At 71.9% G+C, this 21,857-nt stretch carries 16 protein-coding genes; 10 read left to right on the forward strand and 6 right to left on the reverse strand.

The features are described from left to right. Positions 1–645: 645 nt before the first annotated feature. Both ACXN5W_RS17570 and ACXN5W_RS17575 read left to right on the forward strand, forming a co-directional pair. On the forward strand, positions 646–1,023 hold the full coding sequence (locus ACXN5W_RS17570; RefSeq protein ID WP_473159390.1) for a hypothetical protein: 378 nt from the start codon (positions 646–648) through the stop codon (positions 1,021–1,023). A 237-nt stretch (positions 1,024–1,260) separates the two neighbouring features. Then, on the forward strand, positions 1,261–3,285 hold the full coding sequence (locus tag ACXN5W_RS17575) for a tetratricopeptide repeat protein (protein ID WP_473159391.1): 2,025 nt from the start codon (positions 1,261–1,263) through the stop codon (positions 3,283–3,285). Here ACXN5W_RS17575 and ACXN5W_RS17580 read toward each other — a convergent pair. Together ACXN5W_RS17580 and ACXN5W_RS17585 are read right to left on the reverse strand one after the other, a co-directional pair. Next, positions 3,172–3,624 carry a hypothetical protein gene (locus ACXN5W_RS17580; protein ID WP_473159392.1) on the reverse strand — a complete coding sequence of 151 codons (453 nt, stop codon included), beginning with the start codon at positions 3,622–3,624 and terminating at the stop codon, positions 3,172–3,174. The genes ACXN5W_RS17575 and ACXN5W_RS17580 overlap by 114 nt on opposite strands. A 29-nt stretch (positions 3,625–3,653) precedes the next feature. Then, entirely contained in the window at positions 3,654–4,784 is a 1,131-nt protein-coding gene (locus ACXN5W_RS17585; protein WP_473159393.1) for a hypothetical protein, read from the reverse strand. A gap of 378 nt (positions 4,785–5,162) precedes the next feature. Between ACXN5W_RS17585 and ACXN5W_RS17590 the strand changes: the two genes are divergently transcribed. Continuing rightward, positions 5,163–8,123: an AfsR/SARP family transcriptional regulator gene (locus tag ACXN5W_RS17590; RefSeq protein ID WP_473159394.1), complete on the forward strand. Its 2,961-nt coding sequence runs from the start codon at positions 5,163–5,165 to the stop codon at positions 8,121–8,123. Positions 8,124–8,145: 22 nt separating this feature from the next. Here ACXN5W_RS17590 and ACXN5W_RS17595 read toward each other — a convergent pair whose 3' ends face one another. The 4 genes from ACXN5W_RS17595 to ACXN5W_RS17610 all read right to left on the reverse strand — a co-directional run bounded on the left by ACXN5W_RS17595 (position 8,146) and on the right by ACXN5W_RS17610 (position 13,378). Further along, a complete protein-coding gene (locus ACXN5W_RS17595) occupies positions 8,146–9,045 on the reverse strand; it encodes a universal stress protein (protein ID WP_473159395.1) in 900 nt (299 codons plus the stop codon). Positions 9,046–9,074: 29 nt separating this feature from the next. Continuing rightward, positions 9,075–11,474 carry a phosphoketolase family protein gene (locus ACXN5W_RS17600; protein ID WP_473159396.1) on the reverse strand — a complete coding sequence of 800 codons (2,400 nt, stop codon included), beginning with the start codon at positions 11,472–11,474 and terminating at the stop codon, positions 9,075–9,077. Between the two features lie 131 nt (positions 11,475–11,605). Then, the gene (locus ACXN5W_RS17605; RefSeq protein ID WP_473159397.1) at positions 11,606–12,493 is read right to left on the reverse strand and encodes a universal stress protein; all 888 of its coding nucleotides are present in this window, start codon (positions 12,491–12,493) and stop codon (positions 11,606–11,608) included. Between the two features lie 108 nt (positions 12,494–12,601). Then, positions 12,602–13,378: a PP2C family protein-serine/threonine phosphatase gene (locus ACXN5W_RS17610; RefSeq protein WP_473159398.1), complete on the reverse strand. Its 777-nt coding sequence runs from the start codon at positions 13,376–13,378 to the stop codon at positions 12,602–12,604. A gap of 123 nt (positions 13,379–13,501) precedes the next feature. Between ACXN5W_RS17610 and ACXN5W_RS17615 the strand changes: the two genes are divergently transcribed. From ACXN5W_RS17615 to ACXN5W_RS17645, 7 genes are all read left to right on the forward strand, one after another. Next, positions 13,502–15,160 carry an NAD(P)/FAD-dependent oxidoreductase gene (locus tag ACXN5W_RS17615; RefSeq protein ID WP_473159399.1) on the forward strand — a complete coding sequence of 553 codons (1,659 nt, stop codon included), beginning with the start codon at positions 13,502–13,504 and terminating at the stop codon, positions 15,158–15,160. After that, positions 15,157–16,584: an ATP-binding protein gene (locus ACXN5W_RS17620; protein ID WP_473159400.1), complete on the forward strand. Its 1,428-nt coding sequence runs from the start codon at positions 15,157–15,159 to the stop codon at positions 16,582–16,584. The genes ACXN5W_RS17615 and ACXN5W_RS17620 overlap by 4 nt, the downstream gene beginning before the upstream one ends. A gap of 78 nt (positions 16,585–16,662) precedes the next feature. Next, positions 16,663–17,658, forward strand: coding sequence for a diacylglycerol/lipid kinase family protein (locus ACXN5W_RS17625; protein WP_473159401.1), 996 nt, complete (start codon positions 16,663–16,665; stop codon positions 17,656–17,658). Continuing rightward, positions 17,651–18,652 (forward strand): YihY/virulence factor BrkB family protein, encoded by a 1,002-nt coding sequence (locus tag ACXN5W_RS17630; RefSeq protein WP_473159402.1) that lies wholly within the window; start codon positions 17,651–17,653, stop codon positions 18,650–18,652. The genes ACXN5W_RS17625 and ACXN5W_RS17630 overlap by 8 nt, the downstream gene beginning before the upstream one ends. A 109-nt stretch (positions 18,653–18,761) precedes the next feature. Continuing rightward, positions 18,762–20,231: a phosphatase PAP2 family protein gene (locus ACXN5W_RS17635; protein WP_473159440.1), complete on the forward strand. Its 1,470-nt coding sequence runs from the start codon at positions 18,762–18,764 to the stop codon at positions 20,229–20,231. 111 nt (positions 20,232–20,342) lie between these two features. Then, positions 20,343–21,170 carry an endonuclease/exonuclease/phosphatase family protein gene (locus ACXN5W_RS17640; RefSeq protein WP_473159403.1) on the forward strand — a complete coding sequence of 276 codons (828 nt, stop codon included), beginning with the start codon at positions 20,343–20,345 and terminating at the stop codon, positions 21,168–21,170. Next, positions 21,157–21,855 (forward strand): phosphotransferase, encoded by a 699-nt coding sequence (locus ACXN5W_RS17645; RefSeq protein ID WP_473159404.1) that lies wholly within the window; start codon positions 21,157–21,159, stop codon positions 21,853–21,855. The genes ACXN5W_RS17640 and ACXN5W_RS17645 overlap by 14 nt, the downstream gene beginning before the upstream one ends. Positions 21,856–21,857: the final 2 nt, after the last annotated feature.

The raw sequence follows: 21,857 nt of genomic DNA on the forward strand, positions 1-21,857 counted from the left end.
ACCCCCGTCGGGCCCATTGTCGTTGGGGGAGAGGGGGGGGTGGGGGGGGGGGGGGGGGTTGGGGAGGAAGAGGAGGAAGGGGACCAGCCAACAGGGGGGGTGGTCCCCCCGGTCCGAGCTGTGAATCAAGCCCTATTTACGCTATGTCCGATTTACAACCACTTCATCCAATCCTGCGGGTTCGTCATGATGATCGCCATGGCCACCAGGGACAGTGCAACGCAGATTGACTTCGCCCGGCGCATCAGAGACGGCTTCATGCCCGGAAGAGTAGTGTACTTCTCGCCTTTTACGGTTACTGAGCGCCGAAACAGTTTGTGAGACTACATATCCGTCATAGATGGATGGTCGGTCCAGGGTGGAGGGAGCCGACAGGTTGCCACCAAACATGTCTGGGTGAGGGGGCACCGATCCAGGTGCGTGGCATGGCTTCGCTGATCATCGGGCGGTCCTGCTCTGGCGCTTAGTGCCAGCTCAGCGTACGTGTCGGACGCATTGGCGCCTGTGCTCCTCGCCAAGACCGCGGCGGTCCGCACTCGGCTCGGGGTCATCCGAGGATGATGGTAGGCAGAATGTTGTATCTCTCTTACTATGGGTTACATAAAGGGGCGTCGATAATGCCGCTATCGGGGCAAGGGGGATTTCGTGGATCAACTCACCCTGGCGATCGCGACCGCGCTGGCATCCAAGGGGGCGGAGGCAGTGGGGGCCGGTGCACGGAGCGGCATCAGCGCGCTGTTCCGCCTGGTCCGAGCCCGGTTCGGGGACGGTACCCGCGAATCCGCGACGCTGACCGCCGCCGTCGAGCACCCGGACGAGCGATGGCGGTTGGTCGAACTCGCCTCCGCCCTGGCGGACGTCATGGCCCGGGACCGGGCTTTCGCCGCCGCCGTTCGCTCCGGCTGGCACCGGGCATCCGAGTCCCAACCCTCCGTTGGCCCAGCGGAGACCATCAACCATTTCAGTGGCACCGCCACCACGGTCGTGCAGGCACATGACGTGCGAGGGGGTATTTCCCTCTAGCCGAGGCTCGTGACTTGTGCGGGCGGGAGGCACGGAGAATTGGCGAGCGGAAGCGGCGAGAACAGCAAGGCGGCAGCGGGCCGTACCTCGAACGACCTGTCCGGAACGGTGATCGGACCAAGTGTCCAGGCAGGAAGTATTCACGGTGATGTGCATTTCCACGGTGCGCCCGCCGCAGTCCACACTCCTCGTCAACTGCCGCCGACCCCACCCCACTTCGTCGGTCGGACCCGTGAGATGTCCGAGCTGGAGGTGTTCGCCGGTGAGAGGGAAACCGTCCTGATTGTCGTGTCCGGCCCGGGTGGGGTCGGCAAGTCGGCACTGGCGAGACACTGGGCGCACGGGATCAAGGACCGGTTCAGCGGCGGGCACCTCTATGCGGACCTGCGTGGGTTCGGCGGCGACGAGCCGGCCGACCCTGGCGACGTGCTGGCCGGGTTCCTCCGGGCGCTCGGCGTCGCGCCGGGACGGGTCCCGGGCGGCCTGGCCGAGCAGGCCGCCCTGTACCGCACGATCACGGCCGATCGTTCCATGCTGGTGCTGCTCGACGATGCCTTCTCCGCTGCCCAGGTCCGGCCCCTGCTGCCCGCCTCGGCGTCGGTGGTCCTGGTGACCAGCCGGCTGCGGTTGAGTGGTCTGCTGGTCGATGGTGCCCGCGTTCTGGACCTCGGTCCGCTGCCGCCCGAGGACGCCGTCCGGCTGCTGGACCGGGCCGTCGGCCGGGAGCGGATCTCCCGGGAGAACGGGCCGGCGCGCGAGTTGGCCGACACGTGCGGCGGGCTACCCGTCGCACTCACCGTCGCGGCCGGCCGGCTGGTTGCCCGACCACGGCTGTCGGTACGGCGCCTGGTGTCCGACCTCGCCCAGGAGGCGGATCGGTTGGCCCGGCTGTCCATGGCGGACGGAGCGTCGGTCGAGAGCGCGTTCGAGGTCTCGTACCGAGCCCTGGCGCCGACGGCGTCCCGGCTCTACCGGATATTGGCCCTGCACCCAGGCCCGGAGTTCGGTGCCGACCTGATCGCCGCGGTGTCCGGGACCGGTGGGGGCGGACACCAGGGCGGCCGGAACCCGGGCGGGGCGGCGGCGCTGGATGAGCTCCTGGAGGCGAGCCTGCTGGAGGAGGTCGACGAGGACCGGTTCAGATACCACGACCTGATCCGGCTGCACGCCCGCCGGGTGGCCGAACGGCACGACGCGACGGCGGACCGGCGGACCGCGGTGCACGCGATGCTGGAGTTCTACTTCGCCGTCGCCCACCGCGCCGATCTGGTGGTGACCCCCTACCGGCGCCGGCTGCCGTACGCCTTCCGGCACACCTTTGACAGGCTTCCCGGGTTCCCCGGGCGGCCGGACGCGTTGGCCTGGCTGGAACGGGAGCGCGGCAATCTCATCCAGGCCGGCCGGACCGCCCTCGACCTCGGTCATCATGAGTTGGCCTGGCACCTCTGCGACGTGATGTGGCCCCTGATCCTCTACCTCCGCAGCTATCGCGACCGCCTTGACCTCGATGAGCGTGGCATGGCGGCGGCGCGGGCCTGGGGGAACCCGCGGGCGGAGGCCGACATGGCCCGGCGGCTGCGGCGCTCGTACGGCCATGTCGGCGACTACGACGCCGCCGAGCGGTACGGCCGGATCGCGGTCGAGCGGTATCGCGCGGCCGGCGATCCGCAGGGAGTTCTCGACGCCGAGGAGGGAATGGCCAGCGTGTACGCAAGCACCGGTCGTGCGGATCGGGCGGCGGCGGTGTACGAGGCGATCCTCGCGGCCCGCCGGGCGCTGCCGGACATCCGGGCCCTCGGACTGACCTTGGTCAGTCTGGGCAACCTGTACACCGCCACCGGACGTCCGGCCGCCGCGTTACCGCTGTTTGTTCAGGCTGGCGAGATCTTCGCCGGGCTGTCCGAGGTCGATCCGTACAACGGCGTCCGGACCATGATCGGGCTGGCCGGCGCCCAACTGGGCGTCGGCGACCTGGACACCGCCACGGTCACCGCCACCGAGGCGGCCGACCGGATGGCCCGGCTCGGTTCGGAGAACGAACGCGCCGAGGCGCTGAAGCTGCTCGGTCGCATCGCCGAGCGGCGCGGTGACCGCGACGCGGCCCGGCGGCACTACCGGCAGGCCGCCGAGGTCTTCGCCGCGGTCGGCTCACCCCGGCTGGCCGAGGTACGGCGCTGGCTGGCCGATCTCGACGCCACCGGCCGCACCGACGACGGGGACGGGCGGGACGTCGCGGCGCCGGGTGACACTGGGCGGCGCTGAGCCGGTGGTCGCGGCCGGTGCCTGGGGGCCGGCCCCCACCCCTGGCAGCGTCCCGGCGACCCAGCGCCGGTAGAGCGGTTGGGCCATGCCGGCCAACAGCGACAGGGACATCGGCGGGCGGGCCAGCGGTCCCGGTGGCCGCGCGGGCCGCAACCGCAGCGGTACGCCGTGGCGGACCCCGACCCGGACATCACCGTCGGGCATGCCCACGACCACCAGGGCCGCCCCGGGATAGGCAGCAAGCAGACCTTCGCGGATCCTGACCGGGTCCCGGTCGACGACCGTGACCAGGATGTCGGCCAGCCGTGCCAGCCGCAGGTCCGACCGGGGCCTTGGCAATCCCACGATGACGGGTTCGGCAGCACGGGTCACGGCTCGGCCCGCCAGCGGTCGAGGCGGGGGGCCGGCACCGGATCGGTCCGCCGGTGCCGGCCGGGTTCGGCGAGTCCGAGCAACCGGTACATGGTGCGCCGCAGTAGCGGGCCGGCGTTTCCCGGCTGGGCGGTCAGTGTGGCCATCACCGTCTGTGGATCGATCTGGCGGGCGGCGGCGAGTTGGGGCAGCAGCGGAGCGTCCGGGTCCAGATGGCTGGCCCGGGTGGCGATCAGGTGTTGCGCGGTCCCGGCCACCGGCGCCACCCGCAGGCCGGGGAGCAGCAGTACCGTCCGGCCGATCGCGGCGGCGTAGGCGGGCACCGAGCCGTGGTCGCCAATGATCCGGTCGGCGGCCACGACCGGACCGCGCCAGTCGTCGGTCGGGCCGGGCAGGAGCAATCCGGCCGCGCGGCAGTCCCGCAGCCAGGCCCGGATCTGCCGGTGTCCGTGCGCATCCCATACCGCGGGATGCAGCAGGACGGCGACCCGGTACTGCTTCGGCGGAAGCTGATCCATCAGCCGGGGGAGCAGGTCGGGCCACCGGCCGAACAGGCCGTCCCGACCCCAGGTGGAGCTGACCACCACCAGCTGCTGATCGTCATCGACGCCCATGGCCCGCCGGTACTCGGATCGGCGGGTGAGGCTGGCGGCCAGCCGGTCGACGCAGGGGTCCCCGACGACCACGGCGGCCTCGATCGCCGCCGGGCACTGCCGGCGCAGCACGTCCAGCTCGCGGTGGTGGGAGAGGGCCAGCGCCGCCGGGAGGACCGCTCCGCCCCGGGTCAACCGCTGTGCGTCCAGGCCGTACACCAGGGGCTCGCCGACCTTGCCGCCGTGCGGTCCCGGCCGGGTCCGCTTGCCGTACCCGGCGCCGTGCGCCATCACCAGCAGCGGCGCATGGAGCTGGTGCAGCCCGCCGTACGAGGCGGCGACGCCCAGGTCGAACCGCTCCCGGACGGCCTGGTGCCAGGGCAGCACGAGCGCACCGAGCCGATCCAGGAGGTGGCTCACCCGGTGATTGAACACGTCCGGCGCGACCGTGAACACCGTCTGCACCCGGGGGTCACCTTCGACGTGGCCGAGCACGTCGAGCAGCCGGTGGCAGCTCACGACCGTGTGCGCCACGGCCAGCACTGTTCGGCAGCCGGACCGGGTCAACCAACGGTTCGCGTCGATTCCAATGGGCGTGGATAGCCATTCCAGCGGCGTCACCGCTGCTCCCTTCGACAAGGAACGTGGACGACGGCAGGGTCGGCGGACGATTGTGGGATCACGTGGCCAATCGCCTGGCAGAGAGCTTGCGGACCAGTGGGCAGCGGAATGTCGGAATTCCGATACTGGGTAGCAAGGTTGGAGCCGCTGGCGTGCGGCAACAAGAATCTAATAGGTAGGGATGGATCAACCCTGGCAGGGGCGTGGTAAATGCGGTTCAGCATTCTGGGCCCTACCGAGTTCACGATCGAGGGGCGAAAGTCTCCGCTCGGCCCGACAAAGCAACGCGGCATGCTCGCTGTTCTGCTGTACCACGTCGGCGATCCGGTACGGGTCGAGACGATGGTGGAATTTCTATGGCCGGGCCGTGATGCTGAATCGTGCCGCCCGCTGCTGTACCCGCTGGCCAGTCGGCTACGTGCGGTTCTCCGGGCGGGTGGTCTGGACAATGCCCTGGTCCGGGTGCGGGGGACCGGAGCGTACCGCCTGGATGTGGACCCCGAACTGGTCGACTACCACCGGTTCCGTCGGCTCATCGTCGAGGCGCGGGAGGCGGCCGACCGCAACCAGCATGACCACTGCGTCGCCCTGCTCACCCCGGCGGTCGAGATGTGGCGGGGTGATCCCCTGGCCGATCTGCGCGGAGCCCGTAGCGAACACCTCCGGCGGTATCTACTGGAGGTTCTGCTCGGCGCCGAGAAGTTGCTCGCCGAGAGCGAGTTGGCGACCGGCCGACACAATCGGGTGCTGGCAAGGCTCGAACCGTTGCTGGCCGAGAACCAGGTTGACGAGGGACTGGCACGCCTGTGGGCCAGCGCGCTGTACGCGGCCGGTCGTACCCATGACGCGCAGGAATTCGTCGCGGCCTTCCGCCGTCGGTACCGACGGCGGATGCGTTCCGACCCGTTGCTGGACCCGGAGGAGTTCCTGCCGCACGGCCCGGGGCAGTCCCCGGCCCCCCACTCCACGGGAGCCCTCGGGCGTACCGATCCGTTCGGGCCCGCCGTGTTCAGGGAAACAGCCGGGACCGGCGGCCTGGGATCCGGCCCGCGCTGGCAACTGCCCGACGCGGTACCCGATTTCACCGGGCGGGCCGGGCTGTTGGCCGAGTTGGACGCCTTCGCCACCGGCGGCAGCGCCGCGAACGTGACGGTGCTGACCGGGATGCCGGGGGTCGGCAAGACGGCACTGGTCACCCACTGGGGACAGCTCCGGCGGGCCTGGTTTCCCGACGGCCAGCTCTATCTGGACGCGGAGGCGTACGGGCTGGTGGCACCGGTACGCCCGGAGGAGGGGCTACGCCGGTTTCTCGTCGCCCTCGGCGTCGCCGCGGATCAGATTCCAGCCGACGCCGAACAGCGGCGCGAGCTGTACCACCGCTTGCTGACCGGCCGCCGGATGCTCGTCGTGCTCGACAACGTGCTCGACTCCGACCAGGCGTTCCAGATGCTCCCCCGGTCCGGTACCTGCCTGGCGGTCATCACCAGCCGCAACCGTTTGCCGGGACTGAGTGTCCGGCACGGCATCCGTAACCTCACCGTGACACCGTTGCCCGACGCCGAACGGCAGGACCTGATCGGCCGGATCATCGGCCCCGCACGTGCCGAGGAGGAGCCTGCGGCACTTCGTACGCTCGGGGACCTGTCCGGCGGGTTGCCGCTCGCGCTGCGGGTCATGGGTGAGCACGTGGCATCCCGGCCCCAGGCCCGGCTCGGTCACCTGGCCGACGAACTGGCCCACCGACTGCTCGATATCGAGGGTGATGACACCGGCGAGGCGACGTTGCGGACCGTCTTCGCCTGGTCGGTCAATGCACTCGACCCGTTACCAGCCCGGGTTTTCCGCGGTCTGGGGGTCTTTCCCGGCACCACCATCGGGGTGGAGGCCGCCGCGGCGCTGCTGGAGGTGGACGTCGACGAGGCAGGGCGGGCACTCGACCGGCTTGCCCGCGCCCATCTGGTCAACCACGACACCGTGCGCCGCTACCGGATGCACGATCTGCTGCGGCAGTACGCGGCGGACCAGACTCGAACGGGGGAATCGCCCGAGCAGCGGCGAACGATGCTGAACCGGCTGGTGGACTGGTATCTGCTGTCGGCGGTCAACGTCGTCCACCGGCTGGAGCCGCACCTGCCCCCGGTGCCCGACCTGCCCGAGCGGACCACGATGACGCCGGCCCGGTTCGAATCCGGGGGCGACGCGCTGCGTTGGTGCGAGGCGGAACGGACGAACCTGCTTCCTCTGGTCCGCGTGGCCGATACGGCGGGATTCCACCGGCACGCCTGGCAGATCGTCAACACGCTGCACGAGATCCTCGACCGCTCCGGCCACCAGGACGATCTGCTGGAGATGCTGCGGGTCGCTCTCGGTGCCGCCATCGCGGACGGCCACACCGTCGGCCGGACCGGCACCCTGATCAACCTTGGCGCGACCTACTTCGCCGCCCACGACCACCTGCGGGCGGGCGAGATATTCACCCAGGCCCTGCGGCTGAGCCGGGAGAACGGGTTCGCCGAGGCGCAGCTGATCTGCCTGAACAACCTCTCCACCATCCACCTCAAGACTGGGGCTTTGACCGCCGCCGTCGAGAGCTTCGAGCAGATCCTGACGGCGGCCCGAGAAGCTGGCAATGCCACCGGCGAGGCCGCCAGCCTCTCCCACCTCGGTGACGCCAACCGGCAACTCGGCCGGTACGAGCAGGCCCGCCGGTATTACCAGGCGGCGCTGGCGGTCTGGGACCGGGTGGGCTCGCTCCGTGGCCAGAGTCTCAACCAGACCCGGCTCGCCGAACTCAGCCTCGAAACCGATCAGCCCATCGAGGCGCTCGCGGAGGCCCGGGTGGCGCTCGACCTGCACGACCGGGTCACCGACGAAGCCATCCGCTGCGACGCGCTCATCGCCACCGCCGAAGCCGAGTTCCGGCTCGGCCGGCACCGCGAGGCGATGGCCGACGGAACGCTCGCCCGGGCCGTCGCCGGGGAACTGGCGGATCCGGTCCGCCAGGGGCGGGCGACCGTGGTGCTGGCGGCGGCCCTGGACGCCACCGGTGACCACCGCAACGCCGACGTCTGCCGCCGGGAAGCCATCGAGATCCTCGGTGCCGTCGACGATCCGGAGACCCGGGCGGTACGGGAACGGCTGCTCGACGCCATCATCGCGAGGCCACCGGACGGCGTCGAACTCGCCGATGGCGTCCGCTCCGATTCCTGGCGGGTTGACGACGCACCGGCGTGGCGGAAACGCGAGGCGTGACCTGATCCCGACGGATCGGCGGTCAGCCGGCTGCCGGGCCCGGGTGGCGCTCCCGGACCACCGCGACCGGGCAGTGCGCGTGCTGGAGCAGTTGCTGGCTGACCGAGCCGAGCAGCAGCCCGGTGAAGCCGCCATGGCCACGGGAGCCGACCACGGCCAGCCGGGCGGCGCGGCTGCGTTCGATGAGCGTCTCCGCCGGGGGACCGAGCAGCACGTCGACGCTGACCGGCAGGTCCGGGTGCCGGGGCCGCCAGCCGGCCAGCAACTCGTCCAGCGCCGCCCGTTCGGCGGCCAGCACCGGGCCCGGCTCCGTTCCGGCCGGCCGCCAGCGCGGGTCCGGGGCCGACCAGGCGCGGACGACGTGCAGCGGCAGGCCCTGGGCCGCGGCCCGGTCGCCGGCGAAATCCAGCGCCAGCAGGGATTCCGGTGAACCGTCGACGCCCACCAGCACGTCGCCGGCCGGTGCCTGCGCCCGCTGCCGGACCACCACCACCGGGCAGTGCGCGTGCGCGGTCAGAGTCACCGTGGTGGAGCCGGTCAGCAACCCGGCGAACCCGCCGTGCCCCCGGCTGCCCAGCACCAGCAGGGCGACGGTCGCCGAGGCGTCCAGCAGCCGGGCCACCGGAGGTCCGTCCAGCACCTCCGCCGTCACGGACGTGCCCGGATACCGGGTGGTGGCGTCGGCCACGGCGTCGGCCAGCAGCTTCTCGATCTGCCGCCGGGCCTCGGTGTCGGCCTCCGTTCCGGGACCGACACCGAGGCCGAGACCCGGACCGAGGAAGCCGCGCGTGACGAACCACTCGAACCCGAAGGCGAGCCGCACCGGTACGCCCGTGCAGGCCGCCTCGTCCAGCGCCCAGTCGAGCGCGACCCGGGCGTCGGGCGAGCCGTCGTACCCGACCAGGATGGCGTCGCTCGTCATCGCGGTTCCCTCCGTCTTCCTCGGTCTGGTCAGGCCGGGGTGGCTCCCTCGGCGCCGCGCCAGCGCCACTCGGCGACCAGCGGGGCGTCCTCGCCGTACCGCCGGGTGTGGTCCCGGCAGGCCTGCCGGGCGTCCACCATCTCCTGCCGCAGGTGCGCGGCCCGGGTGGCCAGCCCCGGCACCCGGTCGATGACGTCGATGACCAGGTGGAACCGGTCCAGGTCGTTCAGCATGACCATGTCGAACGGCGTAGTGGTGGTGCCCTCCTCCTTGTACCCCCGCACGTGCAGGTTCTCGTGGTTGGCGCGCCGGTACGTCAGCCGGTGGATCAACCAGGGGTAGCCGTGGTACGCGAAGATGGTCGGCTTGTCCGTGGTGAAGATGGTGTCGAACTGCCGGTCCGGCAGCCCGTGCGGATGCTCGCTCTCCGGTTGCAGCCGCATCAGGTCGACCACGTTGACGACCCGCACCTTCAACTCGGGCAGGTGCTGGCGCAGCAGGTCCGCCGCGGCCAGGGTCTCCAGCGTCGGTACGTCCCCGGCGCAGGCCAGCACGACGTCGGGCTCCGCGTCGGTGTCGGTGCTGGCCCAGTCCCAGATGCCGAGCCCACGGCGGCAGTGCATGATCGCGTCGTCCATCGACAGCCAGTTCGGGGCCGGCTGCTTGCCGGCGACCACCACGTTGATGTAGTGCCGGCTGCGCAGGCAGTGGTCCATCGTGGACAGCAGGGTGTTCGCGTCCGGCGGCAGGTAGACCCGGACCACCTCGGCCTTCTTGTTGACCACGTGGTCGATGAAACCGGGATCCTGGTGTGAGAAGCCGTTGTGGTCCTGCCGCCACACGTGGCTGGACAGCAGGTAGTTCAGCGACGCGATCGGCCGGCGCCACGGGATGTCGCGGGTGGTCTTCAACCACTTGGCGTGCTGGTTGAGCATCGAGTCGATGATGTGGATGAACGCCTCGTAGCTGGTGAACACCCCGTGCCGCCCGGTCAGCAGGTAACCCTCCAGCCAGCCCTGGCACAGGTGCTCCGAGAGCACCTCCATGACCCGGCCGTCCGGGGAGAGCGCGTCGTCGCCCGGCTCGGTCTCGCCCAGGAACGCCCGGCTGGTCACCTCGAACGCCGCGTTCAGCCGGTTGGAGGCCACCTCGTCCGGGCCGAACAGCCGGAACCGGTCCGGGTTGGCCGAGATCACGTCCCGCACCCACTCGCCGGTCGGCCCGATCAGGCCGGTCACCGTCGCGCCGGGCCGCTCGACCGGTACGGCGTAGTCGCGGAAGTCCGGCAGCGCCAGGTCACGCAGCAGCACACCGCCGTTCGCGACCGGGTTGTCGCTCATCCGCCGCTCGCCCCGCGGCGGCTGTTCGGTCAGCTCCGCCACGGGCGCCCCGGTGGCGTCGAACAGCTCCTCGGGGCGGTAGCTGCGCAGCCAGCGCTCCAGCTCCGCCAGGTGCGCCGGGTTCTCCCGTACCCCGGCCAGCGGCACCTGGTGGGCCCGGAAGGTGCCCTCCACCAGTTGCCCGTCCACCTCGTGCGGTCCGGTCCAGCCCTTGGGCGTACGCAGCACGATCATCGGCCAGCGCGGCCGGTGTACCGGCTCGCCGCTCCGGGCCCGGTGCTGGATCTCGGCGATCTCGTCGAGCGCGGTGTCCAGCGCGGCGGCCAGTGTCTGGTGCACCTCGACCGGGTCGTCCCCGGCCACCACCATGGGGTGGTAGCCGTAGCCGCGCATCATCTCCAGCAGGTCTTCCTCGGGGATCCGGGCCAGCACCGTCGGGTTGGCGATCTTGTAACCGTTGAGGTGCAGGATCGGCAGCACGGCGCCGTCACGGGCCGGGTTCAGGAACACGTTCGACAGCCAACTCGCGGACAGCGGCCCGGTCTCCGCCTCACCGTCACCGACCACGCAGGCGACCAGCAGGTCCGGGTTGTCGAACGCCGCGCCGTACGCGTGCATCAGCGAGTAGCCCAGCTCGCCGCCCTCGTGAATGGAGCCCGGCACCTCCGGGGCCACGTGGCTCGGGATGCCGCCGGGGAAGGAGAACTGCCGGAACAGCCGGGCCATCCCGCCCTCGTCCCGGCTGACCGACGGGTAACGCTCGCTGTACGTACCCTCCAGCCAGGTGTTCGCCACGATCGCCGGACCACCGTGGCCGGGACCGGTGACGAAGATGGCCCGCAGGTCGCGCCGGACGATGACGCGGTTCAGGTGCGCGTACAGCAGGTTGAGCCCGGGGCTGGTGCCCCAGTGACCCAGCAGGCGCGGCTTGATGTTCTCCGGCCGCAGCGGCTCGCGCAGCAGCGGGTTGTCCAGCAGGTAGATCTGGCCGACGGTCAGATAGTTCGCGGCCCGCCAGTACGCGTCCAGGCGGCGAAGCTCGTCGTCGGTCAGGGGGGACTGGGTCGGCACGGCGATGTCGCTCTCCATCAACCTGGGCCCTCTCACGCTCGGGGGTGCTGCGGTGGATCTCTCGGGACACGTCCAGCCTGCCGGTGGCGTACCCGGCCCGGACAGGGCCGAAGGTCCCCGCCGGACGGGCGGTGGTCCCACCCGTTCCACTACCCCTGTACGTAGATTTCGTGCCCCCCGCGGGCGATCAGTACCGGGGCGACGCTGTGGTACAGCAACGCCTGGCTGACCGCGCCGAGCATGCCCCGCCAGGGCTGTTCGCCGCGGGCGCTGGTCACCACCAGTTCGGCGCCGGCGGACTCCGCGGCGATGACCGACTTGGGATCACCGGCCCCGACCCGCGGCTCCACCCGGACCCCCGGGTAGCGCCGCTCGTACGGCCGGATCGCCTCGGACAGCTGCACGGTGACCCGCGCCTCGGTGCCGACCGGATCCTCGACCGGATCCCAGGCCCGGACCGCCCGCAGCCGCGCGCCGCGCCGGTGGGCCGCGTCGAAGGCGGCGTCGAGGGCGACCCGGGAGCCGGGCGAGCCGTCCACGCCGACCACCACCAGCCCGGGTTCCGGTACGGCCTCCCGGGCGATCAGCACCCCGCAGCCGGCTCGGGCGGCGACCTGCAACGGGGTGGCGTCCACCGGTACGCACTCGCACCGGCCCAGGCCACCGTCGCCGATCGCCAGCAGCGCGGCGGCGCTGGACTCGCGCAACAGGATGGTGACCGCCGGCCCTTCCAGCAGGGCCGACGTCACCGGCAGCCCCGGTGCGGCGTCGGCCGCGCACTCGACGGCGCGCTTGACGATCTCCTCCGCCGGATCATGCAGTTCCGCCGGCGGCTCCATCGGGTCGGGCGCCCAGTTGAAGGCGTGTACGACCCGCAGCGGTCGGCCGTGCAGCGCGGCCTCGCGGGCGGCCAGCCGGACGGCCGCCATGCCCAGCTCGGACCCGTCCACCCCGACCACCACGGGGGACACCTGCGGGTCGTCGGTGCCGGTCGCGAGCCGGTCGAGGTCGGCCTCCGGCATCTCCGCGCGTACCACCAGCTCACCGTAACCAGACCGGTGCGCCCGGTGGTGGCAGTCGGCGGAACTGAGCCGTTAGGAGGGGGCCCTTGCTATCCAAAAAGCGATAACAAGGTGCCCTTCCTTTCAGGCGCGGTGTGCGGGTGGGGGCGCGGTGACCCGCAGCAGCGCCACCGTGGCGTTGTCCGCGCCGCCCGCCGCCAGGGTGTCCCGGACGAGCTGACCGGCGATCCCGGTCAGCTCCGCGTCCCGACCCAACTGCGAACGCAGGCGCTGGTAGTCGAGCTGGTCGCTGACGCCGTCGGTGCAGAGGCAGTACACGTCACCGGGCAGCAGCGTGACGTTCAGCAGGTCCGGCTCGGGCTGCTCCGGGTGGCCCACGTACCGGGTGAGCTGGTAGCGCGCCGCGGCGGCCTCGGCCGAGTCGGCCGGGTACCAGCCGTGGATCAGGCCCAGCCAGGCCGTCGTGTGATCGACGGTGAGCAGCTCCAGCAGCCCGCCCCGCAGCCGGTAGACCCGCGAGTCGCCGAGCTGGACGATCCAGGCGTCCCGGCCGGTCGACCCGGGAAGCAGGGCGGTCAGCGTGCAACCGGTCAGCTCGCCCAGCTCCAGGCCGGCGCGGATCACCTGGTCCTGGGTCTCGGCGACGGCGGCGCGCAGCAGGTCGGGCCCGGCGTCCGGGCCGGCGGCGCGTACCTGGTCGACCAGCGAGAGCATCGCGGTCGCCCCGGCCACCGCGCTGCCCCGGCCACCGCCCATCCCGTCCGCGACGGCCAGGAACGGTAACTCCGGGTCGACGTGCAGGACGTCGAAGTTGGCCGGGTAGCGGTTGCCCACGCAGGAGTCCCCGGCCGTCTCCAGGCAGCGTCGGCCCAGGTCGAAGCTGCGGAGGAGGTCGGTCACCGGTTGCATTGTGCCAGTATGGCGGTCCTCGTCCCTTCCTCGCCGGACAATGCCGCCGGTCGAAGTGGGGACGGCGACCACTCGGGCTGGCGCCGGGGCCCACCGGGTGGAAATGATGGCAGCATGGCTGATCCGGCGATCCTCACCGTCGACGACGACCCAGCGGTCTCCCGCTCCGTGGCCCGCGACGTGCGCCGCCGGTACGGCGACCGGTACCGGGTGGTCCGGGCCGTCTCCGGACCGGAGGCGCTCGGCGCGCTCCGGGAGATCAAACTGCGCGGCGACGACGTGGCCCTGCTGCTGGCCGACTACCGGATGCCGGGCATGGACGGCCTGGAGTTCCTGGAGGCCGCCATGGACCTGTTCCCGCTGGCCCGCCGGGTGCTGCTGACCGCGTACGCGGACACCAACGCGGCGATCGAGGCGATCAACGTCGTCGACCTGGACCACTACCTGCTCAAGCCGTGGCACCCGCCGGAGGAGAAGCTGTACCCGGTGCTCGACGGGCTGCTGGACGCCTGGCAGGCCATGCCCCGGTCGCCGGCCGGCGAGGTCCGGGTGGTGGGACACCGCTGGTCGGCCCCGTCGTACAAGGTGCGCGACTTCCTGGCCCGCAACCTGGTGCCGTACCGCTGGCTGCTCGCCGACGACCCGGAGGGGGAGCGGCTGCTCACGGCGGCCGGGGTCGGGCCGGACGACGTACCGCTGGTGGTGACGCCGGAGGGCAAGTCGCTGGTGTCACCCGGCCAGGCCGAGCTGGCGGCGGAGGTCGGGATGGCCACCGCGCCGGCGGCCGAGTTCTACGACCTGGTGGTGGTCGGCGGCGGTCCCGCCGGGCTGGGCGCCGCGGTGTACGGCGCCTCCGAGGGACTGCGTACGGTGCTGGTGGAGAGCCGCGCCACCGGCGGCCAGGCCGGGCAGAGCAGCCGGATCGAGAACTACCTCGGCTTCCCCGACGGGGTCTCGGGTTCCCAGCTCACCGACCGGGCCCGGCGGCAGGCGTTGAAGTTCGGTGCCGAACTGCTCAGCACCCGGCGGGTCGTGGGTCTCCAGGCGGCCGGGTCGACCCGGCTCGTCCAGTTCGACGACGGCGGCTCGGTGGCGGCGCACGTGGTCGTGCTCGCGACCGGCGTGTCGTACCGGCTGCTCGACGCGCCGGGACTGACCGAACTGACCGGCCGCGGCGTCTTCTACGGCTCGGCCTCGACCGAGGCGCCGGGCTGCGTGGACCAGGACGTCTACATCGTCGGCGGCGCCAACTCCGCGGGCCAGGCCGCCGTCTACTTCTCCCGGTACGCCCGGCGGGTCCACCTGCTGATCCGGGGTGCCGACCTGACCCGGTCGATGTCCCGGTACCTGATCGACCAGTTGGACCGGATCGACACCGTGCAGGTGCACCCGTACACCACGGTGGCCGGCGGGGCCGGTGGTGACCACCTGGAACGGCTCACCCTGTGCGACGCGCGGACCGGCCGGACCCGACAGGTCGAGACCTCCTGGCTGTTCGTGTTCATCGGCGCCGAGCCGCGCACCGACTGGCTCGACGGGGTGCTGGCCCGGGACCCGCGCGGGTTCGTGCTGACCGGCCCGGACCTGGTGGTCGAGGGCCGCCGGCCGGCCGGCTGGGCGCTGCCCCGCGACCCGTACCACCTGGAGTCCAGCGTTCCCGGCGTGTTCGTGGCCGGCGACGTGCGGGCCGACTCGGTCAAGCGGGTCGCCTCGGCGGTCGGCGAGGGCGCCATGGCCGTCTCGCTGGCCCACCGCTACCTGGAGGCGCAATGAATGAGACCTTGAGCGTCGCGGAGCTGCGCACGCTGTTCCTCTTCGAGAGCCTGACCGACGAGCAGCTGGGCTGGCTGGCCGAGCGGGGTCGGATCGAACGGCGGACCGCCGGTGAGCACGTCTACCTCGAGGGGGAGCCGGCCGACTGCTTCGTCATCCTGCTCGACGGGACGGTGGCGCTGACCCGCCGGGTGCAGGGCGACGAGGTGGAGGTCAACCGCACCGACCAGTACGGCGTGTACGCGGGCGCCACCCAGGCGTACATGGCCGACGGGCCGACCCAGCGGTACACCAACTCGATGCGGGCGGTGACCGACGTCCGGCTCTACCTGCTGCCGGCCGAGGACTTCGCGGACGCCGTGCGGCGCTGGTTCCCGATGGCCATGCACCTGTTGGAGGGCCTGTTCATCGGCATCCGGGCCCACCAGACGGCGGTGGGGGAGCGGCAGCGGCTGCTCTCGCTGGGCGCGTTGACGGCGGGGCTCACCCACGAGCTGAACAATCCCGCCGCCGCCGCGGTCCGGGCCACCTCGGCGCTGCGCGACCGGGTCGCCGGGATGCGGCACAAGCTGGCGCTGATCGCCGACGGGCGGCTCGACGGGCAGCAGTTGCACCGGCTGGTCGAGTTGCAGGAGCAGGCGGTGAAGCGGACGGCGTCCGCGCCGGAGCGCTCCCCGCTGGAGGTCAGCGACGCCGAGGACACGGTGTCGGACTGGTTCGACGAGCACGACATCGCCGGGGGCTGGGACCTGGCGCCCACCCTGGTGGCCGGCGGGGTGGACGTGGAGTGGCTGGACGGCATCGCCGAGGCGGTGGGCGCGGCCGACCTGGAGGCCGGGGTGCGGTGGCTGACCTACACCGTCGACACCGAGCTGCTGATGAGCGAGATCGACGACGCCGTCGGCCGGATCTCCGGGCTGGTCGCGGCGGCCAAGCAGTACTCCCAGCTGGACCGGGCGCCGTTCCAGACGGTCGACGTGCACGACCTGCTGAAGGCCACGCTGACCATCCTGAAGGCCAAGATCCCGCCGGGGATCCGGGTGGTGAAGGAGTTCGACCGGGAGCTGCCGCAGGTGCCGGCGTACCCGGCCGAGCTGAACCAGGTGTGGACCAACCTCATCGACAACGCGCTGGGCGCGATGGGCGAGACCGGCACGCTCACCGTGCGCACCTACCGGTCCGGGGAGTGTCTGGCCGTCGAGATCGGGGACACCGGGCCGGGCATCGACCCGGCGATCCGGCCGCGGATCTTCGAGCCGTTCTTCACCACCAAGCCGGTGGGCGAGGGCACCGGGCTGGGACTGGACATCTCGTACCGGATCGTGGTCAACAAGCACCACGGCGACCTGCGGGTGGACTCGGAACCGGGCCGGACCCGCTTCGAGGTGCTACTCCCGCTCACCACCCCCACCCAGCTGGGTTGATCAAGGCGCTGCCGGGGTGCGCGGAAGGTCACCGTTCGTCGACTCGCACCGGTCGTTGCCGTACTGCACACTGGCGCCGTGGAAACCCGAGGCGACAGTGGCGACAAGAGCGGTCCCCGTTCCGCCGTGGTGGTCAACCCGGTGAAGGTGGCCGACCTCGACGGGTTGCGGACCACGGTGACCGAGACGCTGGCCGCCGCCGGCTGGCCGGAACCGATGTGGTTCGAGACGACGGTGGAGGACCCCGGCGAGGGACAGACCCGGCAGGCGGTCGAGTCCGGCGCCGAGCTGGTGTTCGCCTGCGGCGGCGACGGCACCGTGCTGTCCTGCGTCAACTCGCTGGTCGGCACCGACGTCACGCTCGCCGTCCTGCCCAGCGGCACCGGCAACCTGCTGGCCGCCAACCTGGGCCTGTCCAACGACCTGGCCACCGGTCTCCAGGTGGCCATCGAACGGGGCCGGCGCCGGCTCGACGTGGGCGAACTGGACGGCCGGTATTTCACCGTGATGGCCGGGATGGGCTTCGACGCGCAGATGCTCGACGCCACCAGCGAAACCACCAAGAAGCGGATCGGCTGGCCCGCGTACGTGGTGGGCGCCGCCAGGCACCTGCGGGACCGGCCCATGCGGGTGGTCATCCAGGTCGACGACCATCCGCCGCTGCGCCGCCGGGCCAGGTCGGTGCTGGTGGCCAACGTCGGCCGGTTGCAGGGCGGGGTACGCCTGCTCACCGAGGCCGAGCCGGACGACGGCCGGCTCGACATCGCCGTGCTCACCCCGCGCACCCTGCGGCAGTGGCTCGCCATGGGCTGGGCCGTGCTGCGCCGCCAGGACCGGGTGCCCCAGATGGAGGTGCTGTGCGGCGAGAAGGTGAAGATCACCGCCAAGCGGGCCGAGCCCCGCGAGTTGGACGGTGACCTGATCGAACCGGGGCGCACCCTGAACGTCAACGTCCGCCCCGAGTCGCTGTGGCTGTGCGTCCCGCGGCCCGAGGAGGCACCCGACCTGTCGTACGACGCGGACGCGGTCGCCCGGCGCGGTGAGGAGTTCGTCGGGGAGGCGCGCCGTGAGTAGCACCAGGATGGTGCCGGAGACCCGGCTGATGGCGCAGGAGGAACTGACCGCCGACGACGCCTGGCGCACGCTGCGCCGGCACGGCGGCTGGCGCCTGCTGCGGGACGCCTTCGTCCGGTTCCGGTACGGCGACGGCTTCAGTCACTCCCGGGCCCTGGCCCTGCAACTGTGCCTCGCCGTGGTGCCGTTCCTGATCGCGATCACCGGCCTGGTCAGTGACCTCGGGGTACGCAAGGGCGGCAAGGTGATCGCCGAGACGATCGCGGCGATCACCCCCGACTCCAGCGCGGATCTCGTGCAGAGCCTGCTGGACAACCAGGGCCAGCCCGAACACGCCGGCGACCTGGCCCTGGTGCTGGGACTCCTCACCGGGCTGGTGGCGCTGACCACCACCATGGCGCAGATCGAACGCGGCGCCAACCGGATCTACGGCGTCGAGCGGGACCGGCCGGCGCTGCGGAAGTACCTGCGGGCGTCGATCCTGGCGCTCTGCGCGGGCGTACCGGCGCTGGTCGGCTTCCTGATCCTGGTGGCCGGGCGGCAACTCGGGGACGCGGTGCAGCGCAACTACGAGTGGGGCGCGGTCGCGAACATGACCTGGGCGGTCGTCCGCTGGCCGCTGAGCCTGGGCCTCACCGTGTTCGCGGTCGCACTGCTGTTCCGGCACGCGCCCCGGCGCAACCAGCCGGGCCTGTCCTGGCTGCTGTTCGGGGCCAGCATCGGCACCGCGCTGTGGTGGCTGTCCAGCCTGCTGCTGGCCGGGTACGTCCGGTTCTCCGGCTCGTTCGGCGAGACGTACGGGCAGTTGACCGGGGTCATGGCGTTGTTATTGTGGGCCAACCTGACCGGTATGGCGCTGTTCGGTGGGTTGGCGTTCGGCGCCCAGCTCGAGGCGCTGCGGGTGGGGGTCCGCGAGCCGGCGCAACCGGACCGTTGGGAACCCGAGGCGGAACGCGAGAACGCCCGCGACACCGGTGAGATGACGGCGCTCTGACCGGTGGTGCGCATCGGCGGGTCCTGCGGTGTACCGGGACGGCCGATGGGGTAATGCGCCTCCCCAGGACGGACAGGGAGGTTCCACGGTGACCACGGTCAGGGAACGGATGCGGCGCCCGCTCGGCCACTTCGCCGAGCGAAGCCTGGCCGGGCTGGCCGTGGTGGCCGGTGCGGGGGTGGCGTTCGGGGTGCTGCTCATGCTGGTCCGGTTCCACTGGGGCCCGCTCTACCACGCCGACCACGAGGCGGCCGAGTGGTTCAACTCGCTGGTGGCGCCGCACCACCCGCTGGTCACGGTGCTCCAGGCGGTGACCGACCTGGGCGGCCGGCCGGTGCTGATCTGGCTGGTCGGCATCCCGGCGCTCGGCCTGCTGATCCGCCGGCAGCCACGGCTGGCCGTGTACCTGATCGTCACCGGTGTCGGCGGCCTGATCCTCGACCCGTCGTTGAAGGCGATGGTGGGTCGGCTCCGGCCGGTGGTCGACGTACCGGTGGCGCACGCGCCCGGCAACAGCTTCCCGAGCGGCCACTCGCTCGGCTCGTTCGTCGCGTACGGCGCGCTGCTGCTGGTGTTCCTGCCGGCCATCCGGCCGCGTTGGCGCCGGCCCGCCATCGCGCTGGTCGCCGTGATCATCGTGCTCATCGGGCTGACCCGGATCGCGCTGGGCGTCCACTTCGTCTCCGACGTCCTCGCCGGTTGGCTGCTCGGCGCCGCGTGGCTGGGTGTCAGCGCGTACGCCTTCCGGCTGTGGCGCCGCGAGCGGGGCCGGCCGGTGCCGCCGCTGGCCGAGGGGCTGGAACCGGAGGCCGGAGCGGAGATCAAACCGGCGCCGGACGAGGAGCACCTGCTGGATCATCCGCGCTCGTCGGTGGCCGAGATACTGGTCGCCTGGGTGCTGGTGTTCGGCGCCCTGTACGCCTTCGGCATGTTCGTCAGCTACCACGCCAAGGGCACTGTCTTCGCCTGGCTCGACGACGTGGTGCCGCACTGGTTCGCCGACCGGCGTACCGACCCGCTGACCGAGATCAGCTGGTGGTGGAGCAAGGCCGGCGACACCCACGCCATCCTGCTGGTCTCGCTGGTGTTCTGCCCGATCGTGCTGGCCGTGTGGCGCCGCTGGCGGCCCGTGCTGTTCATCGTGCTGGCGATGTTCGGCGAGCTGACACTCTTCCTGACCAGCGCCAAGGTGGTGCAGCGGCCCCGCCCGCCGGTGGAGAACCTGGACGGGCACCTGCCGACGTCCTCGTTCCCGTCCGGCCACATCGCCGCGACGATCTGCCTCTACTCGGCGATGGCGCTGCTCGTGACGGCGCGTACCGACCGGTGGTGGCGGTGGATCTTCGTGGCGCTGGCGATCATCATGCCGGTCGGGGTGGCCACCTCGCGGATGTACCGCGGCATGCATCACCCGACCGACTTCATGGGCGCCATCCTGCTGGCCGGGCTCTGGATCGGCGCGCTCTACTGGATCGTCAAGCCGAACGCCGACGTGGCCGAGGGCAACCAGCCGAGCATCACCACCGATCGGGTCGACGAACTCGACGACGAACTGGCCAAGGCCGCCCAGCCGGGCTGAGGGCGAAAGGAAGGGCCCCCTGTTATCGCTTTTCGTAGCGCAGGGGTCCCCTGTTAACCACTCAGCGGCCGGGCCCGACGCGCGGCGGAAGGGCGGCCACCGGTGCGGATCATGACCTGGAACATCAAGACCGGCGGTCGGGACGGTACCGACGAACACCGCCTCGACCAGGTGATCCGGGTGGTGACCCGGGTCGCGCCGGACGTACTGGCGCTCCAGGAACTTCGCGGGTTCGGCCGCGGCGGCCGGCTGGACCGGCTGGCCACGGCGCTGGGGATGCGGCCGCACCTGGCGCGGGCCTGGCCGGGCCAGCCGGTGGCCGTCCTGGTCCGGCCCGACTGGCCGGTCCGGACCGCCCGGCGGGTGTGGCGGCCGTTCCACCACGCGGCCCTGCGGGTCACCATCGGGACCTCCGCCGGCCCGCTCGTGGTGGTCGGTACGCACCTGCAGCCGTACTCCGGGGCCCGCCGGCGGCGCGAGGCCGGTTGGCTCGCCACGGCGGTACGCGGGGCGCCGCTCGCCCTGGTCGCCGGGGACCTGAACACCCTGGACCCGTGGACCGACCACGCCGAGCGGCTGGCCCGGCTCGGGGTCGCGTACCGCAGGCGGCACCTGCGGGCCGACGGCGCGGTCGACACCCGGGCCGTGGCGGTGCTGAGCGACGCCGGCTTGGTGGACCTGTTCCGGACGATCGGCACGGGACCCCCGCACACCGCTCCGACCAGCGGGGTGGACGGGGCGGAGTTCTCCGGGATGCGGCTGGATTATCTGCTGGTCACCCCGGCGCTGGCCCGCCACGCCCGGCGGTGCGCGGTGCTGCGTGGTGGTGAGATCGAGACGGCCTCCGACCACTACCCGCTGCTGGCCGAGTTCGATCTCCAACCGGGCCGGGACACGGTCGCCGACGAGCGTACGATCGCCGCTGATGAACGATCATGAGCTGCTGGCCAGGGGACGGGACGCCGACGTGTTCGCGCTCGACGCGGACCGGGTGCTGCGCCGGTACCGCGAGGGCGGGGACGTCGCCGCCGAGGCCGAGGTGATGGTGTACCTCGCCGAGCGCGGCCTGCCGGTCCCACGGGTGTACGCCGCAGACGGTCCCGACCTGGTGCTGGAACGGCTGAGCGGGCCGACCATGCTGCGGGCGCTGCTCGCCGGGGCCCTCACCCCGGTGGCGGCGGCCCGGATCCTGGCCGAGGTGCAGTCCGCGTTGCACGCCGTACCGCCGATGCGGTCGACCGACCCGGCGGACCGGATCCTGCACCTGGACCTGCACCCGGACAACGTCGTGCTGGATCCGCACGGCCCGGTGCTGATCGACTGGCGTAACTCCCGGGAGGGTCGGCCCGAGTTCGACGTGGCGGTCAGCGCGATGATCCTGGCCGAGGTGGGGGTGGACCACACCGGTTCGCTGGTGCCGGCCGGCGGCCCGGAGGTGGCGGCGTTGGCCGAGGAACTGCTGGCGGCCTTCCTGGCCGCTTCGGCGCGCCGGCCGGACGCCCAACTGGATCGGGCGACGGAGTTCCGGCGGAACGACGTCAACATGTCGGCGGCCGAACGGGGTCGGATCGACGCGGCGGCGGCGCTGGTCCGGCGGCACACCGTCGCGCCGTCGGGCGGTTAGGC

The organism is Plantactinospora sp. A48, from assembly GCF_055793945.1.

Excerpts from the sequence above, each read along its gene's own strand:
- ACXN5W_RS17575 (WP_473159391.1), top strand. The coding sequence starts at position 1,261 with ATGTCCGAGCTGGAGGTGTTCGCCGGTGAGAGGGAAACCGTCCTGATT.
- ACXN5W_RS17590 (WP_473159394.1), top strand. The coding sequence starts at position 5,163 with ATGCTCGCTGTTCTGCTGTACCACGTCGGCGATCCGGTACGGGTCGAG.
- ACXN5W_RS17595 (WP_473159395.1), bottom strand. The coding sequence starts at position 9,045 with ATGACGAGCGACGCCATCCTGGTCGGGTACGACGGCTCGCCCGACGCC.
- ACXN5W_RS17600 (WP_473159396.1), bottom strand. The coding sequence starts at position 11,474 with ATGGAGAGCGACATCGCCGTGCCGACCCAGTCCCCCCTGACCGACGAC.
- ACXN5W_RS17615 (WP_473159399.1), top strand. The coding sequence starts at position 13,502 with ATGGCTGATCCGGCGATCCTCACCGTCGACGACGACCCAGCGGTCTCC.
- ACXN5W_RS17620 (WP_473159400.1), top strand. The coding sequence starts at position 15,157 with ATGAATGAGACCTTGAGCGTCGCGGAGCTGCGCACGCTGTTCCTCTTC.
- ACXN5W_RS17635 (WP_473159440.1), top strand. The coding sequence starts at position 18,762 with ATGCGGCGCCCGCTCGGCCACTTCGCCGAGCGAAGCCTGGCCGGGCTG.
- ACXN5W_RS17640 (WP_473159403.1), top strand. The coding sequence starts at position 20,343 with ATGACCTGGAACATCAAGACCGGCGGTCGGGACGGTACCGACGAACAC.
- ACXN5W_RS17645 (WP_473159404.1), top strand. The coding sequence starts at position 21,157 with ATGAACGATCATGAGCTGCTGGCCAGGGGACGGGACGCCGACGTGTTC.